Raw genomic sequence first — 20,093 nt, forward strand, 5'->3', positions numbered from 1 at the left:
GACGGGCCCCTCCGCTTTCGCGTGAGGGGCCCGTCGGGGTCGTGCTCGGTGCGTCAGGCGCTGCCCGAGCTATTGGAGTCGTGCTTGCCGACCCCCTTCTGCATCGCGATGAGCTCGGTGTCCGTCGTCGGAGGCACCGGGTGGTGCAGTGGATCGACGGCCGATGCCCCACCGCCCGCGGTGCCCGGGGTGCGAGGTGAACGCGAGAGCCGCTTCTCGAGGAAGCTCGCGAACCACGACAGCAGCAGGCACATCACGATGTAGATCGCGCCGATGACGATGCCGGCCTGCAGGATCGGGCGCCCCGGCTGCGAGGTCAGCTGCTTGGCGTAGTACAGCAGCTCGGGGTAGGTGATGATGAAGCCGAGCGCGGTGTCCTTCAGCGTCACGACGAGCTGCGCGACGATGACGGGCAGCATGGCGCGGACCGCCTGCGGCAGCAGGACGAGGCGCATGACGCCGCTCTTGCGGAGCCCGATCGCGTAGCCGGCTTCCTTCTGCCCGCGTGGCAGCGACTCGATGCCGGCGCGCAGGGCCTCCGCCAGCACGGAGCCGTTGTACGCGACGAGGGCGATGACGACGGCCCAGTACGGCTCCATGCGGATGCCGAGCGTCGGCAGGCCGTAGTACATCAGCATCATGAAGATCAGCACCGGTACGGCCCGGAACGCCTCGATGACGACGCCGAAGGGAATCCGCACCCACGCGTGATCCGACAGGCGGCCGATCGCGAGGACGAAGCCGAGCGCCAGGGCACCGACGGCCGCGAGCCCGAAGGCGGCGAGCGTGTTGCCGAGCGCCTTGAGGATGCCGAGCCACACGTTGCTGAAGGTGAAGATGTACCACTTGTCGGCGGAGAACTGACCGCTCACCGCGAAGCGGAAGACCACGAATCCGATCGCCGCGGCGACCAGGAGGACGGTGACGATGCCGAGGATGCGGTTGCGCAGGATCGCGCGGGGCCCCGGAACGTCGTAAAGGACGGAAGTCATCGCGCGATCCTCCACTTGTTCTCGAGTCGTCGCTGCACGGCGCTGAGGACCAGCACCAGGGCGACGAAGACGACGGCGACCCAGAGGAGCACGGTCAGGGCGTTCTCGCCGCGCTCGCTCAGATTGGCGCGGATGGCGCCGAGCTCGACCACGGAGAAGCCGGCGGCGACCGTGGTGTTCTTCAGCAGCGCGATGAACACGCTCATCATCGGCGGCACGACCGACCGGAAGGCCTGCGGCATGACCACGAGGGTCATGACCTGGCCGAACGTGAGGCCGATCGCGCGGGCCGCTTCGGCCTGGCCGACCGGCACGGTGTTGATGCCGGCACGGATGACCTCGGCGACGTAGGTCGCGGTGTAGATGCCCAGCGCCCATATGCCGAGCACCGTGAAGCCGGGGTTCGGCAGATCGAGCTGCGGGTAGCCGAACGCGAAGAAGAAGAAGACGAGCGTCAGCGGGGTGTTGCGGATGGTGTTGACGTAGACCGTGCCGAAAGCGCGCGCCACCGGAATCGGCGAGACGCGCATGGCGCCGATCAGCGTGCCGAGGACCAGGGCGATCGCTCCGCCGGCGAAGAACAGCAACAGGGTGTTGCCGAGCGCCTCGCCCCAGAGGTCGAGGTTGTCGGTGATGACGCCCACATCGTCTCCTTGGATGGTGCGGGGTGGGGACGCGTGCGCCCCCACCCCGTGGTCATGGTGTCAGTGCGAATCAGTACGCGTCGACCGCGGGCTGCTCGACCGTGATCCCGGACTGACCGAGGTTCTTGTCGAAGATGCCCTGCCACACGTCGCCGCCGTCGGTGAGCAGCTCGTTGATGTGCGCGCGGAACGCGTCGTCGCCCTTGCGCAGGCCGACGCCGTACTTCTCCTCGCTGAAGGGCTCGCCCACGACCTTGATCTCGTCGGGGTACTGCGCCGCGTAGCCGATCAGGATCGCCTGGTCGGTCGTGACGGCGTCGACGGTGCCGTTGATGAGCGCGTCGACGCATGCCGAGTAGAGGTCGAACTCCTCGGTGGGAACCTCGGGGTAGTTCGTCTTGATGTTCTGGATGGGCGTCGATCCGGTCGCCGAGCACACGCGCGTGTTCTCGCTCAGGTCGTCCTCGCTCGTGATGTCGCTGTCCGCGGCGACGAGCAGGCCCTGGCCCGTGATGAAGTACGGACCGGCGAAGTCGATCTGCTGCTTGCGCGAGTCGGTGATCGAGTACGTGCCGACGTAGTAGTCGACGTCGCCGTTGACGATGGCCTGCTCGCGGTTGGCCGAGGCGATCGCCTTGAACTCGATCTTGTCCTCGTCGTAGCCGAGGGATGCCGCGATCCAGCGTGCGATGTCGACGTCGAAGCCGCTGCGCTCGTTGGACGTCGCGTCGAGGAAGCCGAGACCGGGCTGGTCCTCCTTGACACCGACGATCACCTTGTCACGCGACTGGATCGCGTCGAACGTCGGGCTGCCCTCGAGCGAGACGTCGGAGGCGACCTCCCACAGGGCCTCGTTGCTGTCTCCGCCGTCACCGGTGGCGGCACCGCCGGGCGAGGTGGGCGAGCCGCTGTTGCAGCCGGTCAGAGCGATCGCAGCGATGGCGATACCGGCGAAAGCGCCGGTGATTCGTGTCTTGCGCATGTGGTCCTCCTGGTTGGGGCATCCGCGCCCGGTGCAGAGCGCGGAAGTCGGTGGTCTCAGTGGGTGATGAGCTTGGAGAGGAAGTCCTTCGCGCGGTCGCTCTTGGGCGCCGTGAAGAACTGCTCGGGAACGGCTTCTTCGACGATCTGCCCGTCGGCCATGAACACGACCCGGTCGGCCGCCTTGCGGGCGAAGCCCATCTCGTGGGTGACGACGATCATCGTCATGCCGTCCTGCGCGAGACCGACCATGACGTCGAGGACCTCGTTGATCATCTCGGGGTCGAGCGCGCTGGTGGGCTCGTCGAAGAGCATCACCTTCGGCTTCATCGCGAGCGCACGGGCGATCGCGACGCGCTGCTGCTGACCGCCCGACAGCTGCGCCGGCAGCTTGTCGGCCTGGTGTCCCACGCCGACGCGATCGAGCAGCTCGCGGGCGAGCTTCTCGGCCTCGGCCTTCTTCATGCCCTTGACCTTGATCGGCCCGAGCGTGACGTTCTCGAGGATCGTCAGGTGAGCGAAGAGGTTGAACGACTGGAAGACCATTCCGACGTCGGCGCGGAGCGCCGCGAGAGCCTTGCCCTCGGACGGCAGCTTCTCGCCGTCGATGGTGATCGTGCCCTCGCTGATCGTCTCGAGGCGATTAATCGTGCGGCAGAGCGTCGACTTGCCCGAGCCCGACGGACCGATGACCACGACGACCTCACCGCGGTTGACGGTCAGGTCGATGTCCTTGAGGGCCTGGAACGAGCCGTAGTGCTTCTGCACGCCCTCGATCACCACGAGCGGGTCGCCGCGGCGCACCGAGATGTTCGACGTCGGGGGCGCCGGGTTTTCGGGAGTCGTCATAAGAGTTCACACTAAGAGCACTCCCCCGCTCGGAGCAGCCGCGAACGGTCCGAGTCACCGATCTGTAACAGAATCGGAATACACGGCGCGTCTTGCCTGCCCCCGTCGACTCGCCACGACCTGCGGATGCTGCGGGGGCCGGACCCGCCGTTCCTGGCGAGTCGACCCAACAGAGACGGGGCTCAGCCGGCGCGCTGGGCGAACGCGGTCTCGTAGAGGCACACGCTCGCGGCGGTCGCGAGGTTCAGCGACTCGGCGGCGCCGTAGATCGGCAGGCGCAGCGCGAGGTCGGCGCGCGCGAGGGCCTCGTCGGCGAGCCCGCGCGCCTCGTTGCCGAAGAGCCACGCCGTCGGCTCGGCGAGGTTAGCGCGGTGGTCGAGGAATTCCTCACCCTTCACGTCGGCCGCAACGACCCGCAGGCCCGCGCCGTGCGCCTGCTCGACGGCAGCGTCGAGCTCGACGCCGAGCGCGATCGGAAGGTGGAACAGCGACCCGGTGGTCGAGCGGACCACCTTCGGGTTGTACGGGTCGACGGTCCGCCCCGTCAGCACGACGGCGTCCGCGCCGGCGGCATCCGCGGCCCGGATGATCGTCCCGAGGTTGCCGGGATCGCGCACCTCCTCACAGATCGCGACGAGTCGGGGGCGTGCGGCGAAGATGTCGTGCAGTGACGACGGCGACTGATGGGCGACGGCCACGATGCCCTGCGGCGTGACGGTGTCGGCCATCGCCTCGAGCACGGCCTCGCTCGCCGAGACGACGGCCACGCCGGCCTTCTCAGCGCTCGCGGCCAGCTCGGGATGCCGATCGATCGCGTTCGGCGTCGCGAAGATCTCGACGAGAGTCTCGGCGCGGTAGGCCAAGGCCTCGCGCGCGGCCTGAGGGCCCTCGAGCAGGAACAGGCCGGTCTCCTGACGAGCGCTGCGCTTGGTCAGCTTGGCGACGGCGCGAACGCGGGGCGAGCGAGGGTTCTCGAGCACGTTTTCAGCATACGGCGAAGGGGCGCCCTCCTCTCGGAGGACGCCCCTTCGTGGATGCGTGGAACGCGAAGACCCGATCAGGCCTTGGGAGCGTTGACGTCGGCCGGCAGAGCGCCCTTGGCCGTCGCCACGAGCGACGCGAAGACGGCGGGCTCGTTCACAGCGAGCTCGGCGAGCATACGACGGTCGACCTGCACACCCGCGAGGCCGAGGCCCTGGATGAAGCGGTTGTACGTGATGCCGTTCTGACGGGCAGCGGCGTTGATGCGCTGGATCCACAGACGACGGAAGTCGCCCTTGCGCTTGCGACGGTCGCGGTACGCGTAGACGAGCGAGTGGGTGACCTGCTCCTTCGCCTTGCGGTACAGGCGCGAACGCTGTCCGCGGTAACCGGAGGCGCGCTCGAGGATGACGCGACGCTTCTTGTGGGCGTTTACTGCCCGCTTGACTCTAGCCATTTCGTTTGTTTCCTATTCGTGCGCAGCAGCGCTCAGATGCCGAGGAGCTTCTTGGCGACCTTCGCGTCGCCGGGAGCCAGGATCTTGTCGGCCGACAGGCGGCGCGTGCGCTTGGTGGGCTTGCCTTCGAAGTTGTGGCGGAGGTTCGCCTGCTGCTTCTTGATCTTTCCGCTGCCGGTGACCTTGAAGCGCTTCTTGGCACCCGAGTGGGTCTTCTGCTTCGGCATGTCTCTTCCTTCGTTGTGTATCCCGCGAGGCGGGAGTCTGGGGGCTACTCCGCCGAGGCGGGAGCGGCGTCTTCGGTCTCGGGCGCGTCGCCGGAGCGGGCCTGACGTGCTGCCTCCTTGTTGGCGGCACGCTGGGCGTTCTGCTCGGTCTTCACCTCGGACTTGTTCTTGTGCGGCGCGATGACCATCACCATGTTGCGGCCGTCGATCGTCGGGTTCGACTCGACGGTGCCCAGCTCGGCGACATCCTCGGCGAACTTGCGGAGCAGGCGCACGCCCTGCTCGGGACGCGACTGCTCGCGGCCGCGGAACAGGATCATCGCCTTGACCTTGTCGCCCGCCTGGAGGAAGCCCTCGGCGCGCTTGAGCTTGGTGATGTAGTCGTGCGCCTCGATCTTCAGACGGAACCGGACCTCCTTGAGGACCGTGTTGGCCTGATTGCGACGCGCTTCCTTGGCCTTCTGAGCCGCTTCGTACTTGAACTTGCCGTAGTCCATGATCTTGACCACGGGCGGCTTCGAGTTCGGGGCGACCTCGACGAGGTCGAGCTCGGCCTCCTGCGCCAGACGCAGGGCGACCTCGATACGGACGACGCCGACCTGCTCTCCAGCGGGGCCGACGAGGCGAACCTCGGGGACGCGGATGCGGTCGTTGGTGCGGGGATCGCTGATGTGCGGAACTCCTGTTCGTGCGGTGGTGGCCACCGGGACGCGAGGACGCGACCCGGGCGGAAGAGCATCGCATCCACCCCGCACGACGCACGTGCGTCGGCATTCGTGTTCCGCACCCTGGCTACTCCGGCCGTTGTGACACGGACGGAGCGGAGTGCATGACCCGGTAGCCTGGAACGGCAAGCGCGGGTGGGATGTGATCCTCTTTCGATCCGGAGTAGAACACTCCGGTGCCCGCACAGTCTAGCAGAGAGCGACACGTGGACACGAACCCCGCCGACAACAGCACCTTCACCGACGACGAGGCTCGTCGCCAGCGGTGGGAGGAGCAGGAGCGCGCCGCCTCCGCCGCGACCCGCGACATCGCCGATGTTCCCGCCGTCGAGGTCATCACCACCGCCGCCGTCCACCTCATGAGCGCCGCCGCGGTCAAGGTCGGACTCGCCGACGACCCGGCCACGCAGCTCGATCTCGACGAGGCCCGCAAGCTCATCAACGCCCTCGCCGGGCTCATCACCGCCGGCGCACCCGAGATCAGCGACATGCACGCGCGTTCGCTGCGCGACGGCCTGCGCTCGCTGCAGCTGGCCTTCCGCGAGGCGTCGACGATCCCCGACCCGATCGGCAAGGGTCCCGGCGAGAAGTTCACCGGCCCGGTCAACTGACGTCGTTCCGGGCTCGGGCCGCGCCCGGGTCCGGGACCTCCGTCAGGACGCGCGCACCAGCTTGACCGTCAGCGAGTCGACGAGCACCGCGATGCGATCGTCGGCAGCCCACCGCGAAGCGAGCCGCGACAGCACGGCGTCGAGCTCGGCGGCATCCAGTCCGTCGATGAGATGGAGCCGAACGACCAGCTCGGGTCCGCGCATGCGCGCGTCGGGATCCCCCGCCGCGACCGAGAGGTCGAGCACCGCGAGTTCTCCCCCGATGCTCGCCTGCAGTGCGGTGAAGACCTCGGGTGAGGTCGGTGCGGGCTCCCACGGCAGACCCTGACCGATCGCCCAGACGGCAGGTCGCCGCAGCACGAACTCCGTCTCGGAGCCCGGATCGATCACGATCAGGTCGGTGTCATCGGATGCCGCGGCCATGGCCGTGCGCACACCGTCGGCCGGGACCGGCCGAGCGACGGAATCCCACCGCGCCAGCGCCGCGACCGAGGTGAAGACCGGCAGGACCCGACGGCCGTCGGGGGCCGCAACCGTGACGATCGACAGCTCCTGCGTCTTGTCGACACGGAGCCCGGTGGGTCCGATCCCCTCGTCGCCCTTCTCGGGGACGAGCGGGATCAGCAGCCGCGCCGTGCGGTACGCCTCGACGACCGCCACCGCGTCACCAGCGCCGACGCGGAACGCCTCCAGCGCGGCGAGCAGCGCGGGATCGGCGGAGCCATCGTCGCCGGCGTGCGGGTTCGACTCGAAGCTGCGCCCCTCCCAGGGGACGCCCGCCGAATCGGCGGCGTGGCCGCAGCCGTCGTCAGTCTCCGGCGACATCCAGCGCCTCGGCCAGCGTGAACGCGCCGGCGTAGAGTGCCTTGCCGACGATCGCGCCCTCGACACCGAGCGGCACGAGCTCGCGGAGCGCGGCGATGTCATCGAGGCTCGAGATCCCACCGGATGCGACCACGGGCTTGGGCGTCCGCGAGGTGATCTCGCGCAGCAGCTCGATGTTGGGCCCCTGCAGGGTGCCGTCCTTGGTCACGTCGGTGACGACGTAGCGGCTGCAGCCGGCATCCTCGAGGCGCTCCAGGACGTCCCAGAGGTCGCCGCCGTCTCGCGTCCAGCCGCGGGCGGCGAGCGTCGTGCCGCGGACGTCGAGTCCCACCGCGATCGCGTCGCCGTAGCGTCCGATCACGTCGGCCGCCCACTCCGGGTTCTCGAGCGCCGCAGTGCCGAGGTTGATGCGGGTCGCTCCGCTCTCGAGGGCCGCCTCGAGCGTCGCGTCGTCGCGGATGCCACCCGAGAGCTCGATCTGCACGCCCTTGACCTGCTTGATGACCTTGCGCAGCACGGCGGCGTTGTTGCCTCGGCCGAAGGCGGCGTCGAGGTCGACGAGATGGATCCACTGCGCGCCCTGCTTGGCCCAGGCGAGGGCCGCGTCGACGGGGTCGCCATAGGTCGTCTCGCTGCCGGCTTCGCCCTGGGTCAGGCGCACGGCCTTCCCGTCGGCGACGTCGACCGCGGGCAGGAGGATCAGTTCGGGGGTGGACGCGAAGTCGTTCATCACATTCCAGGGGTGGGTCGGGATGCGCGCTCGTCCACGCGAGCGCACCAGAGGGAGACTAGTGGCGCGGCAGGGCGCCGATCCAATTGGCGAGGAGACGGATGCCGGCGGCCCCCGACTTCTCGGGGTGGAACTGCGTCGCAGACAGCGGCCCGTTCTCGACCGCGGCGAGGAACGGTGCGCCGTAGTCGCACCACGTCAGCACGGGCTCGGCGAAGGGCTTCATGACCTCGAGGCTCCAGTCCTGGGCGCCGTAGGAGTGCACGAAGTAGAAGCGCTCGTCCTCCAGCCCGTCGAACAGCGTCGACCCCGCCCCGGCACGGACGGTGTTCCAGCCCATGTGGGGCAGCACGGGCGCCTGCAGCTCGGTGACGGTGCCCGGCCACTGTCCGAGCCCCTCGGTGTCATCGCCGCGCTCCACGCCGTTGCCGAACATGATCTGCATCCCGACGCAGATGCCCAGCACCGGACGTCCCCCGGCCAGGCGCCGCTCGATGATCTCGTCGCCGCGGCTCTCGCGCAGGGCGGCCATGACGGCGCTGAAAGCACCGACTCCCGGAACGAGAAGCCCGTCGGCGTCGCGGATGAGGCCGCGGTCCGACGTCAACCGCGCATCTGCCCCCGCGGCGGAAAGAGCCTTGACCGCCGAGTGGACGTTGCCCGACCCGTAGTCGAGCACGGCGACGAGCGGCGCGCGTTCGGTCCGGTCACCCTCGGTCATAGGGCGCCCTTCGTGCTGGGGATGCCGTGCACGAGCGGATCGAGCGCCTTCGCCTGCCGGAAAGCTCGGGCGAACGCCTTGTACTCCGCTTCGGCGATGTGGTGCGGATCACGTCCGCCGAGGACGCGGACGTGCACCGTCAGCCCGGCGTTGAACGCGATGGCCTCGAACGTGTGTCGCACGAGCGAACCGGTGAAGTGCCCGCCGACGAGGTGGAACTCGTAACCGTCCGGCTCCCCCGAGTGCACGAGGTACGGACGCCCCGAGATGTCGACGACCGCCTGCGCGAGCGCCTCGTCGAGGGGCACGAGTGCATCACCGTAGCGGGAGATGCCCGACTTGTCGCCCAGCGCGGAACGCAGCGCCTGTCCGAGCACGATCGCCACATCCTCCACCGTGTGGTGCGCGTCGATGTGCGTATCGCCCGTCGCGCGCACGGTCAGGTCGGTGAGCGAGTGCTTCGCGAACGCCGTCAGCAGGTGGTCGAAGAACGGCACGGTCGTCTCGATCGTGCTGATCCCGGTGCCGTCGAGGTTGAGCTCGAGCTCGACGCTCGACTCGCTCGTGGCGCGACGGATGCTGGCCGTTCGGGGGCTGGTCATGCCTCCGAGTCTATCGAGGCCAGTGCTTCGAGGAACGCGGTCGTCTCGTCTTCCGTGCCGGCGCTCACACGCAGGCTGTGCGGGATGCCCACGTCGCGGACGAGGATGCCGCGGTCGTACAGAGCCTGCCAGGTCGCCCGCGGGTCGTCGACGCCGTCGAACAGCACGAAGTTCGTCCAGCTCTCGTACGCGTGATAGCCGAGGGCGTCGAGCGTCGCCGACATCCGGTCGCGCTGCGCGACGATCTCGTCGACCATCCGGAGCATCGTCGTCGAGTGGGAGAGGGCGGCTGTCGCCGCCGCCTGCGTCAGCGCGCTCAAGTGGTACGGCAGTCGGACGAGCCGGAGCGCGTCGATGAGCGTGGGGTCGGCGGCGAGGTAGCCGACGCGGGCGCCGGCGAAGGCGAAGGCCTTGCTCATCGTGCGCGACACGACGAGCCGGTTGCGCTCACCGAGAAGCGTCAGAGCGGAGGAGCTTTCGCGCGGCGCGAACTCCTGGTAGGCCTCGTCGACGATCACGATGCCGTCGGTGGCCCCGTACACCGCCTCGATGACGTCGAGCCCGAGGGGTGTGCCGGTGGGGTTGTTGGGCGCACACAGGAAGACGACGTCCGGGCGGAGCTCGGCGACCTGGGCTGCGGCGGAGGCGGGATCGAGCGTGAAGTCGGGTCCACGTGTCCCCGTGACGTACTGGGCGCCGGTCGCGCGCGTCAGCAGGGGGTACATCGAGTAGGTCGGACCGAAGCCCATCGCGGTGCGTCCCGGGCCTCCGAAGGCCTGGAGGAGGTGCTGCAGGACCTCGTTCGATCCGTTCGCTGCCCAGATGCGATCGGGGGTCAGGCCGTGGCCGAGGTACTCGGCGAACGACTCGCGGAGGTGGGTGAACTCGCGGTCGGGATAGCGGTTGACGTCGCGCAGGGCGCGGGCTACGGCATCCAGGATGTCGTCGGCGACCTCTTCGGGAACGGGATGCGTGTTCTCGTTGACGTTCAGCGCGACCGGAAGGGGCGCCTGCGGGGCGCCGTACGGGGTGAGGCCTCGCAGATCGTCTCTGAGGGGCAGATCATCCAGACTCGGGCTCATCCCACCCATGCTAGGCCGCGCGCGCCACTGTTGCCGCCGGTGTCAGCTCGCGGCGTACTCGGCCGGGATCGCAAGCGTCTGGCCGGCCTCGAGCTGGCCCGAGCCGAGAGCGTTCAGCCGGATGATCGCATCGACGACATCGCGGGGGTCGGCGGCGGGCGCCACCTCTTCGGCGATGGACCAGAGCGATTCGCCGGACATCACGGTCACGGTCGTGAACGAGCCGGCGGGGGCGCCGACCTCGCTCGAGGCGAGCGCGCCTCCCCCCGAGAGCACGGCTGCCGTGATGGCGACGACCGCCGGAAGGGCGGCGATCGTGGCGACGACGCGGCGTCCGCGGCGCGTCAGACGCAGGCGGGTGCGGGGGGCCGGTGCGAAGCGGGCATCGATCGTGGTCATGGCATCTCCTCGGGAGCGGTAGGAAGATTCGCCCCCGCCTCTCGGCCGGGAGAGACGGGTGCGAACTTCGGTTCCGAACGTATCTTCGATATTGTGTGGTGTCAACCACCCACCGAAATCGGAGACCGATCGAAGAGACACGCGGAGCGTTCCGCGATGTCGCCGTCGTATCGGGCTACCTTTTCGACAGCGAGAGCCCACCATGAACCTCCGACATCGGGTCGGGGACGGGGCGCGACGACAGGAGACCGGCGGTATGAGCGAGAAGCCGCAGACGCGACGACGCAAGAATCTGAGCGACAAGCAGCTCGCGATCCTCGAGGTGATCCAGAACGCGATCGCCCGCAACGGCTACCCGCCGAGCATGCGCGAGATCGGCGACGCGGTCGGCCTCAAGTCGCTGTCCAGCGTCACCCACCAGCTGAACCAGCTCGAGCTCAGCGGCTACCTGCGGCGCGACCCCGGCAAGACCCGCGCGATGGAGGTGCTCATCGATCTCCCGGGCACCGCCGGCGAGAACCCGGCCGACGCCGCGCCCGCCCTCGGCGACGCCGCCCTCGTGCCGCTCGTGGGCCGCATCGCGGCGGGCGTGCCGATCACCGCCGACCAGCAGGTCGAGGAGATCTTCCCGCTGCCGCGCCAGCTCGTCGGCAAGGGCGAGCTGTTCATGCTCAAGGTCGTCGGCGACTCGATGATCGACGCGGCCATCTGCGACGGCGACTGGGTCGTCGTGCGGGCGCAGGCAACCGCCGACAACGGCGAGATCGTCGCGGCCATGCTCGACGGCGAGGCGACGGTGAAGACGCTCCGCCAGCGCGACGGCCACACGTGGCTCCTCCCCCGCAACTCGGCGTTCGAGCCGATCCTCGGCGACGACGCGACGGTGCTCGGCAAGGTCGTGGCGGTTCTGCGCACGGTCTGAGGCGCCCCGGGACGGCATCCGCTCCCCACCGTCTCCCCGGTCGAGGTCGGGAAGCCAGGCCTCGCGTAGCGTGGCTGTATGTCGCAGCAGCTTCCCTATGGTTCCTGGCCCTCTCCCCTGACGGCGGCATGGGCCAGCGCGTCATCATTGCGCCTCGACGGCGCGAGCTTCGTGGGTGATGAGATCTGGTGGGGCGAGTCGCTGCCCGACGAGGCCGGTCGCGTCGCGGTCATGCGCCGCCGCGGCGATGGCACCGTGCAGGTCGTCCTCCCCGCACCCTGGAACGCCCGGTCGCGCGTGCACGAGTACGGCGGCGGAGCCTGGACGGTGTCGGATGACGGCGAGCTGTTCTTCGTCGACAAGTCCGACCAGCGCATCCGGAGCCTTCGCCCGGGCGGCGATCCCCGACCGCTCACTCCGGAGGAGACCGGCACGCACTACGGGGGCCTCCGCTGGCAGCGCGGCGTCCTTCTCGCGGTTCGCGAACGCGAACGTCCCGGCGGCACGCCCGAGCGCCACATCGTCCGCATCGAGCGCGCTGACAGCGCCGAGGTTCCCGACGCCTCGAGCGTGACCGAGCTCGCCGGCGGTAGCGACTTCGTCGCCCAGCCGGCGCTGTCGCCCGATGGCTCGCGCCTCGCCTGGGTGGCCTGGGATCACCCCGACATGCCCTGGGACCGCACGCGCATCCGCGTCGCCGACCTGGACGCCCCCCGCGGCATCCGTGACGTCGCGGGCGGCGCCACCGCCGCGCTGCAGCCCGAGTGGACCGACGACGGCGCGCTGTTCTTCGCCGACGAGCCGACCGGACGCTGGAATGTCTACCGCGTCGACCCCGCGACCGACGCCCCGCCCACGGCCGTCTCGCCCGCCGACGCCGACACGGGTGGTGGCCTGTGGGTGCTCGGCACCCGCTGGTACGCGCCGCTCGATGACGGCCGCCTGGTGGCCGTGCGCACCCACGGATCGGACCAGCTCGTGATCGTGGACCGCGACGGCGGCGCCATCCCGCTTCCCTTCCCCGCCACCGCACGCGTGCAGATCGAAGACGTCCGCGGCAGCCGCGCCCTCGTCAGCGGGGCGATGCCGGGAGGGGCGGGCCTGTGGCTCGTCGACCTGGACACCGGCGAGACGAGCGCGGTCCGCGGCGGTGCTCCGGACGTCGACGCATCGTGGATCCCGCACGCCCGGCAGCTGACGACGGAGGGCCCGCACGGCCTGGTGCATGCCTTCGCCTACCCGCCGACCAACCCCGACGTCACCGCGCCGGCCGACGAACTGCCCCCGTACCTGGTCTGGGTGCACGGCGGGCCGACCTCGCACGTGGGCGGCGCAGCCGACAGCAAGGTGGCCTACTTCACGAGCCGCGGCATCGGCGTCCTCGACGTCAACTACGGCGGTTCGACGGGATACGGCCGTTCCTACCGCGAACGGCTGAAGGGACAGTGGGGTGTCGTCGACGTCGACGACGTCGCCGCGGCCGCACGCGGTCTCGCCGACGAGGGTCTCGCGGATCCGTCACGGCTGGCGATCGAGGGAGGATCCGCCGGCGGCTGGACCGTGCTCGCGGCGCTCGTCGGAACGGATGTCTTCGGGGCGGGCGTCTCGCGCTACGGTGTCGGCGATGCGCGTGCTCTGGCCGCCGAGACGCACGACTTCGAGGCGCGGTACCTCGACGGTCTCATCGGCCCCCTCCCCGAAGCCGAGCCGGTCTACATCGAGCGATCGCCGCTGAGCCGACCCGAGCGGTTCCGGGTGCCGCTGCTGCTCCTGCAGGGCGACGAGGACGCCGTCGTGCCGCCGGCGCAGGCCGAGGCCATCCGCGACGCGCTCGTGGCGCACGGTGTGCCCCACGCCTACGTGCTATACGCGGGCGAGGGACACGGGTTCCGGCGCACCGAGACGATCGTGAACGCGCTCGAGACCGAGCTGGCGTTCCTCGGCCGGGTCTTCGGCTTCGACACCCCCGGCGTCGCACCGCTCGCGCTCGATTGAGCCCCGCGACGGCCGGTGCTGATACATCCGTCAGGCCGGTGGTGTTGGTGAGGCCTTCCACGCGCGCGGAGGACTCACCGGCACCACCGATCGTGCAGGTGTATCGCCGCGCGCCGATTCAGACGGCGTAGGGCGCAAGCTCGGCCGCGAGACGCTCCGAGACATGCGCGTGCACGGCGGTCCCGTCCTGCTCGTGCGACGTCGCGACGATGTGGCCGCTCTCGTGCACGGCCGAGATCAGGTCGCCGCGGTCGTACGGCACGAGCGCGCGCACCTCGACGGCCGGCAGGGGCAGCGCGTCCTCGATGGCGGCGCGGAGCTCATCGATGCCCTCGCCGGTGCGCGAGGACACGAAGTGCGCCGTCGGCTCGAGCCCGCGCAGCAGCAGCCGAGCATCGTCGTCGACGAGGTCGGCCTTGTTGAACACGACGAGCTCGCGCGTCGCACGAGCGCCCACGTCGCCCATCACATCGCGGACGGTCGCGAGCTGTGCCGCAGGATCGGGATGCGACCCGTCCACGACGTGCACGATGACGTCCGCACCCGACACCTCCTCGAGCGTCGACCGGAAGGCCTCGACGAGCTGATGAGGCAGATTGCGCACGAAGCCGACGGTGTCGGTGAGCGTGAAGACGCGGCCGTCGGCGGCCTCGGCCCGGCGCACGGTGGCATCCAGCGTCGCGAACAGGGCGTTCTCGACGAGGACGCCGGCGCTCGTCAGCCGGTTGAGCAGGCTCGACTTGCCGGCGTTGGTGTAGCCGGCGATCGCGACCGAGGGGATTGTGTTGCGCCGGCGCTCCGCCCGCTTGGCCTCGCGCGACGGCGCGAACTCGCGGATCTGCTTGCGCAGCTGCGCCATACGGGTGCGGATGCGGCGACGGTCGAGCTCGATCTTCGTCTCACCCGGTCCGCGCGAGCCCATGCCCGCGCCGCCGGCGCCGACCTGGCCACCGGCCTGACGGCTCATCGACTCACCCCAGCCTCGCAGGCGCGGGAGCAGGTACTCGAGCTGGGCGAGCTCGACCTGGGCCTTGCCCTCACGGCTCTTCGCGTGCTGGCTGAAGATGTCGAGGATGACCGTCGTGCGGTCGATGACCTTGACCTTCGCGACGTCCTCGAGGGCACGCCGCTGACTCGGCGCCAGCTCAGTGTCGGCGATCACGGTGTCGGCTCCGACCGCGGCGACGAGGTCGCGCAGCTCGGCGGCCTTGCCGCGTCCGATGTAGGTCGCGGGGTCCGGATGCGGCCGCCGCTGGAGCACGCCGTCGAGCACGACCGCGCCGGCGGTCTCGGCCAGCGCCGCGAGCTCGCGCAGCGAGTTCTCCGCGTCCTCCTGCGCCCCCTGGGGGTAGACGCCGACGAGCACGACGTTCTCGAGTCGCAGCTGGCGGTACTCGACCTCGGTGACATCCTCGAGCTCGGTGGACAGGCCGGGGACGCGACGCAGCGCGGCACGCTCCTCGCGGTCCCACTGGTCGCCGTCGGTGTCTCCGTACGCGACGGTCGCCTCGTCCTGCAGCGCCTGGGCGCCGCCGAAGACGCGGATCGACGAACGCGTCTCCGCGCTCGCGAGCACGCGCTCGACCGGGTCCACCGCGATGTCGTCGTCGCCGTCGGGGGTGGTGATATGCGTCATAACTCTCTTCCCGGGATGCCCGTGCCCGGGCATCCGTGAATTCTAGTCTCCCGCCGGTACGTCCGGCTCCGATACGCTCGGATGCATGGGGAGCGATCATTACTTCAGCGCGTCCCCGTCCAGCGAGCAGAACCTCCGCCGCATCCGCGTGACCCTCGCGGGCCGTGCCGTGGAGGTCACGACCGCGGGCGGGGTGTTCAGCCCTGACCACGTGGATTCGGGCACAGGGGTTCTTCTGGCCAATACTCCGCCGGCACCGTCCGGCGGGGATTTCCTCGACCTCGGCTGCGGCTGGGGGCCGATCTCGCTGTCGCTGGCTCTGGAGTCGCCTCACGCCACGGTGTGGGCCGTCGACGTGAACGAACGGGCACTCGACCTGGTGCGACGCAACGCCGCTGATCTGGGACTCGACAACGTCAACGCCGTCCTGCCCGACGATGTTCCCGACGACGTCGTATTCCGGACCATCCGCTCCAATCCGCCGATCCGCGTGGGCAAGAACGAGCTCCACGGGATGCTGCAGCGGTGGATCCCGCGTCTGGCCGAACGCAGCGACGCGTGGCTCGTCGTGCAGCGCAACCTCGGTTCCGACTCGCTGCAGCGGTGGCTCGCCGCCACGTTCGACGACGGCTACGGCGTCTCGCGCGCGGCGACCGGCCGCGGATTCCGCGTGCTTCGGGTGCGCCGGCACGGCACTCCCCCGACGGGCGCGATCGAACTGCCCTGATCACGGGCCGGGCGTCCGGACGCCGTGGCGCTCGGATCAGTCTGCGAGGGTGACCTGCCCCGAGAACACCAGCGTCGCGGGGCCCGAGAGCAGAACGTGCTCGCCATCGGCCTGCCGCACGATGCGCACGCCCAGCGTTCCGCCCGGCACGTCGACGGTCCAGCGGTCGGGCGCGGCCGCCCCGGCCCAGTGGCGCACCGCGAGAGCGGATGCCGCCACCCCTGTGCCGCACGACAGGGTCTCTCCCACGCCGCGCTCGTAGACGCGCATCCGGATGGCCCCGACTCCGTTCTGCACGAGCGGCTCGGCCGGGACGACGAACTCGACGTTCGCGCCGGCCGACGGACGGGGCTCGAGGGTGGGCTGCACCGTCAGGTCGAGCCCGTCGAGTTCGTCCTCGCCCGCGAGCGCGACGACGACGTGCGGGTTGCCGACGTCGATCCCTTGACCGGGGCGGGCGACTCCGAGCCCGCGTGCCCGGACGAGCACGTCGCCGTCGTCGGCGCGCCAGAGCCCGAGGTCGACTTCGAAGCCGTTGTCGGCGCGAGTGATCGTCTTGACGCCCGCGCGCGTGCCGATGCGGAGTCCGGCCTCGACCGACGCGAGACCCGCGTCGGCGAGGTAGCGGGCGAAGACCCGCGTTCCGTTGCCGCACATCTCGGCCTTCGACCCGTCGGCGTTGCGGTAGTCCATGAACCATTCGGCCCCGGCGGCAGCGGCATCCGCTCCCTCGGGGATCGCGGACGAGCGGACGACCCGCAGCAGCCCGTCGGCGCCGATACCGACGTGGCGGTCGCACAGGGCGGCGATCTGCGCGTCGCTGAGGTCGAGCGCACCGTCCGGATCGGCCAGGATCACGAAGTCGTTGCCGGTGCCGTGGCCCTTGGTGAACGCGAGAGTCGCCATGAGCCCAGCTTAGGCGGGGCCGCCCGGGCCATCGACGACGAGGCGCTTGCCCGTCGACCACACGGTGAACGGCTCGTAGCCGAGCTCGTCGTAGAAGCCGCGCACGGCCTCGTTCTCGGGCCGCACCATGAGCTGCACCTTCGGGCACCCCATGGCCTCCAGCAGGCGCTCGGCCTCCGCGACGAGCATGCGCCCGACGCCGAGTCCGCGGTGCGAGGGGTCCGAGGCCAGGTAGTAGAGCCAGCCGCGGTGACCGTCGTACCCGGCCATCACGCTGCCGACGACGGCTTCGGTCGTCCCGTCGTCAGGCTGATCGACCGCTACGAGGAACAGCTCGGGCTGAACCGTCAGCTTGCGCCTGATGTCGGCACGCGGGTCGTTCCACGGTCGCGTGAGACCGGCCGCGTGCCACAGCTGGACGACCGCGTCCTCGTCGGCGAGCGCGAATGCGCGCACGGTGATGCTCATCGTTCCTCCCCTGTCGACCGGGACGCTCCATCACCCGGCGCGGCCGCCCCGTCGACGACGGACGCCGCGTCGACCTCGCGGGCGTCGACCCACCGCACCTCGTCGTAGCGCTTGAACCATGAGACCTGCCGGCGCGCGTAGCGCCGCGTGAGGGCCTGCGTCTGCGCGATGGCCTCTTCCTCGCTCAGGTCCCCGCGCAGCTGCGCGAGGGCCTGCGCGTAGCCGATCGCGCGCCCCGCCGTCACTCCGCGCTCGAGGCCCTGCCGCCGCAGCGCCTCGACCTCGTCGAGCAGCCCGGCGGCCCACATGCCCTCGACACGCGCGTCGAGCAACGGGACCAGCTCCTCGCGCGGCACCGCGGTGCCGATGATCCGGGTCCGGGGCGACCAGAACACCGGTGCCTCGGGCAGCGCTCCGCCGTGGGTACGTCCGCCTTGAGCCAGCACCTCGAGCGCGCGCACGACCCTGCGGCCGTTCCGCGGATCGATGCGATCGGCCGCGGCCGGGTCGGCGGCACGCAGGCGCGCGAACAGCGGCCCCGCGCCGAGGCGTTCGAGCTCGTCCTCAAGGCTCGCGCGCAGCCGTTCGTCGCGCGGAGGGAAACGGAAGTCGAACAGCACGCTCGATGCGTACAGGCCGGAGCCACCGACGAGGATCGCGTCCGCGCCCCGGCCGTGGATCGCATCGATCGTGCGTCGCGCGAGCTCCTGGTACCACGCGACCGCGGCCTCCTCCGCGACGGCGAGCGCATCGAACAGATGGTGCGGGATGCCGCGGCGATCCGCCTCGGGGATCTTCGCCGTGCCGATGTCCATGCCGCGATACAGCTGCATCGCATCGACGTTGACGATCTCGGCGCGGCGTCCGCGGGCGGCGAGCTCTTCGGCGAGATCGAGGGAGAGACCGGTCTTGCCGGTGCCGGTCGCACCGAGGATCGCCCACAGGATCGGCGGCCCGGCATCCTCGCCGTCGCGGTGGCCGGGGGCCCGGCCCGGAGCTGCGGTCACACGCCGACGCGCAGGGACGGCAGACCCAGCGAGACGGAGCGCGGGCCGCCATCCGACGTGGCCGGAGCCGGCACACCGCACGACTCGGCCAGCGAACGGTCCCACGCGTCACCGGCCCGGGTGCGGCGGACACGCAGCGGTGAGCCGTCGGTGCTGTCGGCGAGCAGATGGAACGGCGCGGCATGCGTGACGGTCACCGTCACGACATCCCCCGGCCGCGGCGTCTCGGAGCCGTCGGGCACCTCGAAGTGCACCAGGCGGTTGTCCTCCGCGCGCCCGGTGAGTCGGTGCGTCTCGGCGCCCTTCTTGCCTTCGGCCGACGAGACCAGCACCTGGACCTCGCGACCGAGCTGCTTCTGATTCTCCTCGAGGGCGATCCGGTCCTGCAGTGCGACGAGGCGTTCGTAGCGCTCCTGCACGACCGCCTTCGGCACCTGGTCGGGCATGGTCGCGGCGGGTGTGCCTTCTCGGATGGAGTACTGGAAGGTGAACGCGCTCGCGAAGCGGGACTGCTCGACAACCCGCAGGGTGTCTTCGAAGTCGGCGTCGGTCTCGCCGGGGAACCCGACGATGATGTCGGTCGAGATCGCCGCGTGCGGAATGCGCTCGCGCACACGATCGAGGATGCCGAGGAACTTCGAGCTGCGGTACGACCGGCGCATCGCTTTCAGGATGCTGTCGGAGCCCGACTGCAGCGGCATGTGCAGTTGCGGCATGACCGCCGGGGTCTCGGCCATCGCGTCGATGACGTCGTCAGTGAACGCCGCCGGATGCGGGCTCGTGAAGCGGATGCGCTCGAGACCGGGGATCTCCCCCGCCGCGCGCAGGAGCTTGCCGAACGCCTGGCGGTCGCCGAACTCGACGCCGTAGCTGTTCACGTTCTGGCCGAGGAGGGTGACCTCGATCGCCCCGTCGTCGACCAGCAGACGGATCTCGTTCAGGATGTCGCCGGGACGACGGTCCTTCTCCTTGCCGCGCAGGTGCGGCACGATGCAGAACGTGCACGTGTTGTTGCACCCGACCGAGATGGACACCCAGCCGCTGTAGACCGAGTCGCGCTTCGTCGGGAGAGTCGAGGGGAAGGTCTCGAGCGATTCGAGGATCTCGAGCTCGGCCTCGCCGTTGTGCCGCGCGCGCTCGAGCAGGCCCGGAAGAGCCCCCATGTTGTGGGTCCCGAACACGACATCGACCCAGGGCGCCTTCTGCTGCACCGCGGCCTGATCCATCTGCGCGAGGCAGCCTCCGACGGCGATCTGCATACCGTCGCGCTTGTCCTTGCGCGACTTCAGGTGCCCGAGGGTGCCGTACAGCTTGCCGGCCGCGTTGTCGCGCACCGCGCAGGTGTTGATGACGATGACGTCGGCCTCGGTACCGGGATCAGCCGGGAGGTATCCGGCGCTCTCGAGCGAACCCGACAGGCGCTCGGAGTCGTGGACGTTCATCTGGCAGCCGAAGGTGCGCACCTCGTACGTGCGCGCGCGGCCGTCGGCGGTGCGCGCCGCGAGCGACGGCGCGATGAGAGTGGGTGCGCTCGAGGGAGTCGACATGATTCCCTCATTCTACGATCGGCTGTCCGGAGTCCCGCCGATTCACCTGTGCGCGCTCG

General features: G+C 70.1%; 23 protein-coding genes. 4 read left to right on the top strand and 19 right to left on the bottom strand.

Annotated elements, in window-relative coordinates; translation table 11 throughout:
* Positions 1 to 53: 53 nt before the first annotated feature.
* The 8 genes from C3481_RS04305 to infC form a co-directional block, all read right to left on the bottom strand.
* Positions 54 to 992: an amino acid ABC transporter permease gene (locus tag C3481_RS04305; RefSeq protein ID WP_071919399.1), complete on the bottom strand. Its 939-nt coding sequence runs from the start codon at positions 990 to 992 to the stop codon at positions 54 to 56.
* The gene (locus tag C3481_RS04310; protein ID WP_023951730.1) at positions 989 to 1,636 is read right to left on the bottom strand and encodes an amino acid ABC transporter permease; all 648 of its coding nucleotides are present in this window, start codon (positions 1,634 to 1,636) and stop codon (positions 989 to 991) included. Before C3481_RS04310 ends, C3481_RS04305 begins: the two co-directional genes overlap by 4 nt.
* 70 nt (positions 1,637 to 1,706) lie before the next feature.
* Positions 1,707 to 2,618, bottom strand: a complete 912-nt coding sequence (locus C3481_RS04315) for a glutamate ABC transporter substrate-binding protein (RefSeq protein ID WP_103840931.1) — start codon at positions 2,616 to 2,618, stop codon at positions 1,707 to 1,709.
* Positions 2,619 to 2,674: 56 nt separating this feature from the next.
* The gene (locus C3481_RS04320) at positions 2,675 to 3,466 is read right to left on the bottom strand and encodes an amino acid ABC transporter ATP-binding protein (RefSeq protein WP_071918351.1); all 792 of its coding nucleotides are present in this window, start codon (positions 3,464 to 3,466) and stop codon (positions 2,675 to 2,677) included.
* 182 nt (positions 3,467 to 3,648) lie between these two features.
* Positions 3,649 to 4,446, bottom strand: a complete 798-nt coding sequence (locus C3481_RS04325) for an RNA methyltransferase (protein ID WP_103840933.1) — start codon at positions 4,444 to 4,446, stop codon at positions 3,649 to 3,651.
* Positions 4,447 to 4,523: 77 nt separating this feature from the next.
* On the bottom strand, positions 4,524 to 4,904 hold the full coding sequence (rplT, locus tag C3481_RS04330; RefSeq protein ID WP_023951735.1) for a 50S ribosomal protein L20: 381 nt from the start codon (positions 4,902 to 4,904) through the stop codon (positions 4,524 to 4,526).
* Positions 4,905 to 4,936: 32 nt separating this feature from the next.
* On the bottom strand, positions 4,937 to 5,131 hold the full coding sequence (rpmI, locus tag C3481_RS04335) for a 50S ribosomal protein L35 (protein WP_005048908.1): 195 nt from the start codon (positions 5,129 to 5,131) through the stop codon (positions 4,937 to 4,939).
* 44 nt (positions 5,132 to 5,175) lie between these two features.
* Positions 5,176 to 5,835, bottom strand: coding sequence for a translation initiation factor IF-3 (gene infC / locus C3481_RS04340; RefSeq protein WP_023951736.1), 660 nt, complete (start codon positions 5,833 to 5,835; stop codon positions 5,176 to 5,178).
* A 227-nt stretch (positions 5,836 to 6,062) separates the two neighbouring features.
* On the opposite strand from infC, the gene C3481_RS04345 reads away from it, so the two are divergent.
* On the top strand, positions 6,063 to 6,467 hold the full coding sequence (locus C3481_RS04345; protein ID WP_023951737.1) for a DUF1844 domain-containing protein: 405 nt from the start codon (positions 6,063 to 6,065) through the stop codon (positions 6,465 to 6,467).
* A gap of 42 nt (positions 6,468 to 6,509) precedes the next feature.
* Here the strand turns inward: C3481_RS04345 and C3481_RS04350 are convergent, their stop codons facing one another.
* The 6 genes from C3481_RS04350 to C3481_RS04375 are packed head-to-tail and all read right to left on the bottom strand — an operon-like array spanning position 6,510 to position 10,826.
* Positions 6,510 to 7,292 carry an SseB family protein gene (locus tag C3481_RS04350; RefSeq protein ID WP_088380881.1) on the bottom strand — a complete coding sequence of 261 codons (783 nt, stop codon included), beginning with the start codon at positions 7,290 to 7,292 and terminating at the stop codon, positions 6,510 to 6,512.
* Positions 7,276 to 8,022, bottom strand: coding sequence for a bifunctional 1-(5-phosphoribosyl)-5-((5-phosphoribosylamino)methylideneamino)imidazole-4-carboxamide isomerase/phosphoribosylanthranilate isomerase PriA (priA, locus tag C3481_RS04355; protein WP_064956916.1), 747 nt, complete (start codon positions 8,020 to 8,022; stop codon positions 7,276 to 7,278). Before priA ends, C3481_RS04350 begins: the two co-directional genes overlap by 17 nt.
* Before the next feature lie 58 nt (positions 8,023 to 8,080).
* Positions 8,081 to 8,743, bottom strand: a complete 663-nt coding sequence (gene hisH / locus C3481_RS04360; protein WP_064956917.1) for an imidazole glycerol phosphate synthase subunit HisH — start codon at positions 8,741 to 8,743, stop codon at positions 8,081 to 8,083.
* Positions 8,740 to 9,345, bottom strand: coding sequence for an imidazoleglycerol-phosphate dehydratase HisB (gene hisB, locus C3481_RS04365; RefSeq protein ID WP_103840935.1), 606 nt, complete (start codon positions 9,343 to 9,345; stop codon positions 8,740 to 8,742). The genes hisH and hisB overlap by 4 nt, the downstream gene beginning before the upstream one ends.
* Positions 9,342 to 10,427: a histidinol-phosphate transaminase gene (locus C3481_RS04370; protein ID WP_023951744.1), complete on the bottom strand. Its 1,086-nt coding sequence runs from the start codon at positions 10,425 to 10,427 to the stop codon at positions 9,342 to 9,344. The genes hisB and C3481_RS04370 overlap by 4 nt, the downstream gene beginning before the upstream one ends.
* A gap of 42 nt (positions 10,428 to 10,469) precedes the next feature.
* A complete protein-coding gene (locus C3481_RS04375; protein ID WP_036304627.1) occupies positions 10,470 to 10,826 on the bottom strand; it encodes a LysM peptidoglycan-binding domain-containing protein in 357 nt (118 codons plus the stop codon).
* Positions 10,827 to 11,082: 256 nt separating this feature from the next.
* On the opposite strand from C3481_RS04375, the gene lexA reads away from it, so the two are divergent.
* Together lexA and C3481_RS04385 are read left to right on the top strand one after the other, a co-directional pair.
* A complete protein-coding gene (lexA, locus tag C3481_RS04380; RefSeq protein ID WP_023951748.1) occupies positions 11,083 to 11,748 on the top strand; it encodes a transcriptional repressor LexA in 666 nt (221 codons plus the stop codon).
* Positions 11,749 to 11,826: 78 nt separating this feature from the next.
* Positions 11,827 to 13,743 (top strand): prolyl oligopeptidase family serine peptidase, encoded by a 1,917-nt coding sequence (locus tag C3481_RS04385; RefSeq protein ID WP_036304628.1) that lies wholly within the window; start codon positions 11,827 to 11,829, stop codon positions 13,741 to 13,743.
* A gap of 118 nt (positions 13,744 to 13,861) precedes the next feature.
* On the opposite strand, the gene hflX is transcribed toward C3481_RS04385, so the two are convergent.
* The gene (gene hflX / locus C3481_RS04390) at positions 13,862 to 15,379 is read right to left on the bottom strand and encodes a GTPase HflX (RefSeq protein ID WP_103840937.1); all 1,518 of its coding nucleotides are present in this window, start codon (positions 15,377 to 15,379) and stop codon (positions 13,862 to 13,864) included.
* A gap of 85 nt (positions 15,380 to 15,464) precedes the next feature.
* Here hflX and C3481_RS04395 point away from each other — a divergent pair, with 85 nt between their 5' ends.
* Positions 15,465 to 16,106 carry a class I SAM-dependent methyltransferase gene (locus C3481_RS04395; RefSeq protein ID WP_023951754.1) on the top strand — a complete coding sequence of 214 codons (642 nt, stop codon included), beginning with the start codon at positions 15,465 to 15,467 and terminating at the stop codon, positions 16,104 to 16,106.
* A gap of 36 nt (positions 16,107 to 16,142) precedes the next feature.
* On the opposite strand, the gene dapF is transcribed toward C3481_RS04395, so the two are convergent.
* The 4 genes from dapF to miaB are packed head-to-tail and all read right to left on the bottom strand — an operon-like array spanning position 16,143 to position 20,034.
* Positions 16,143 to 17,012, bottom strand: coding sequence for a diaminopimelate epimerase (gene dapF, locus C3481_RS04400; protein WP_023951756.1), 870 nt, complete (start codon positions 17,010 to 17,012; stop codon positions 16,143 to 16,145).
* A gap of 9 nt (positions 17,013 to 17,021) precedes the next feature.
* Positions 17,022 to 17,480, bottom strand: a complete 459-nt coding sequence (locus C3481_RS04405; RefSeq protein WP_103840939.1) for a GNAT family acetyltransferase — start codon at positions 17,478 to 17,480, stop codon at positions 17,022 to 17,024.
* Positions 17,477 to 18,487, bottom strand: a complete 1,011-nt coding sequence (gene miaA / locus C3481_RS04410; protein WP_181021882.1) for a tRNA (adenosine(37)-N6)-dimethylallyltransferase MiaA — start codon at positions 18,485 to 18,487, stop codon at positions 17,477 to 17,479. The genes C3481_RS04405 and miaA overlap by 4 nt, the downstream gene beginning before the upstream one ends.
* Complete coding sequence (gene miaB / locus C3481_RS04415; protein ID WP_064956921.1) at positions 18,484 to 20,034, bottom strand: tRNA (N6-isopentenyl adenosine(37)-C2)-methylthiotransferase MiaB; 1,551 nt, start codon at positions 20,032 to 20,034, stop codon at positions 18,484 to 18,486. Before miaB ends, miaA begins: the two co-directional genes overlap by 4 nt.
* Between the last annotated feature and the right edge of the window lie 59 nt (positions 20,035 to 20,093).

Source organism: Microbacterium sp. Ru50 (genome assembly GCF_002920555.1).
GTDB lineage: Bacteria > Actinomycetota > Actinomycetes > Actinomycetales > Microbacteriaceae > Microbacterium > Microbacterium arborescens.

Coding starts and splice junctions, on each gene's coding strand:
- C3481_RS04305 (WP_071919399.1), bottom strand. CDS start 992: ATGACTTCCGTCCTTTACGACGTTCCGGGGCCCCGCGCGATCCTGCGC.
- C3481_RS04315 (WP_103840931.1), bottom strand. CDS start 2,618: ATGCGCAAGACACGAATCACCGGCGCTTTCGCCGGTATCGCCATCGCT.
- C3481_RS04320 (WP_071918351.1), bottom strand. CDS start 3,466: ATGACGACTCCCGAAAACCCGGCGCCCCCGACGTCGAACATCTCGGTG.
- rplT (WP_023951735.1), bottom strand. CDS start 4,904: ATGGCTAGAGTCAAGCGGGCAGTAAACGCCCACAAGAAGCGTCGCGTC.
- rpmI (WP_005048908.1), bottom strand. CDS start 5,131: ATGCCGAAGCAGAAGACCCACTCGGGTGCCAAGAAGCGCTTCAAGGTC.
- C3481_RS04350 (WP_088380881.1), bottom strand. CDS start 7,292: ATGTCGCCGGAGACTGACGACGGCTGCGGCCACGCCGCCGATTCGGCG.
- priA (WP_064956916.1), bottom strand. CDS start 8,022: ATGAACGACTTCGCGTCCACCCCCGAACTGATCCTCCTGCCCGCGGTC.
- hisH (WP_064956917.1), bottom strand. CDS start 8,743: ATGACCGAGGGTGACCGGACCGAACGCGCGCCGCTCGTCGCCGTGCTC.
- hisB (WP_103840935.1), bottom strand. CDS start 9,345: ATGACCAGCCCCCGAACGGCCAGCATCCGTCGCGCCACGAGCGAGTCG.
- C3481_RS04370 (WP_023951744.1), bottom strand. CDS start 10,427: ATGAGCCCGAGTCTGGATGATCTGCCCCTCAGAGACGATCTGCGAGGC.
- C3481_RS04375 (WP_036304627.1), bottom strand. CDS start 10,826: ATGACCACGATCGATGCCCGCTTCGCACCGGCCCCCCGCACCCGCCTG.
- lexA (WP_023951748.1), top strand. CDS start 11,083: ATGAGCGAGAAGCCGCAGACGCGACGACGCAAGAATCTGAGCGACAAG.
- C3481_RS04385 (WP_036304628.1), top strand. CDS start 11,827: ATGTCGCAGCAGCTTCCCTATGGTTCCTGGCCCTCTCCCCTGACGGCG.
- hflX (WP_103840937.1), bottom strand. CDS start 15,379: ATGACGCATATCACCACCCCCGACGGCGACGACGACATCGCGGTGGAC.
- C3481_RS04395 (WP_023951754.1), top strand. CDS start 15,465: ATGGGGAGCGATCATTACTTCAGCGCGTCCCCGTCCAGCGAGCAGAAC.
- dapF (WP_023951756.1), bottom strand. CDS start 17,012: ATGGCGACTCTCGCGTTCACCAAGGGCCACGGCACCGGCAACGACTTC.
- C3481_RS04405 (WP_103840939.1), bottom strand. CDS start 17,480: ATGAGCATCACCGTGCGCGCATTCGCGCTCGCCGACGAGGACGCGGTC.
- miaB (WP_064956921.1), bottom strand. CDS start 20,034: ATGTCGACTCCCTCGAGCGCACCCACTCTCATCGCGCCGTCGCTCGCG.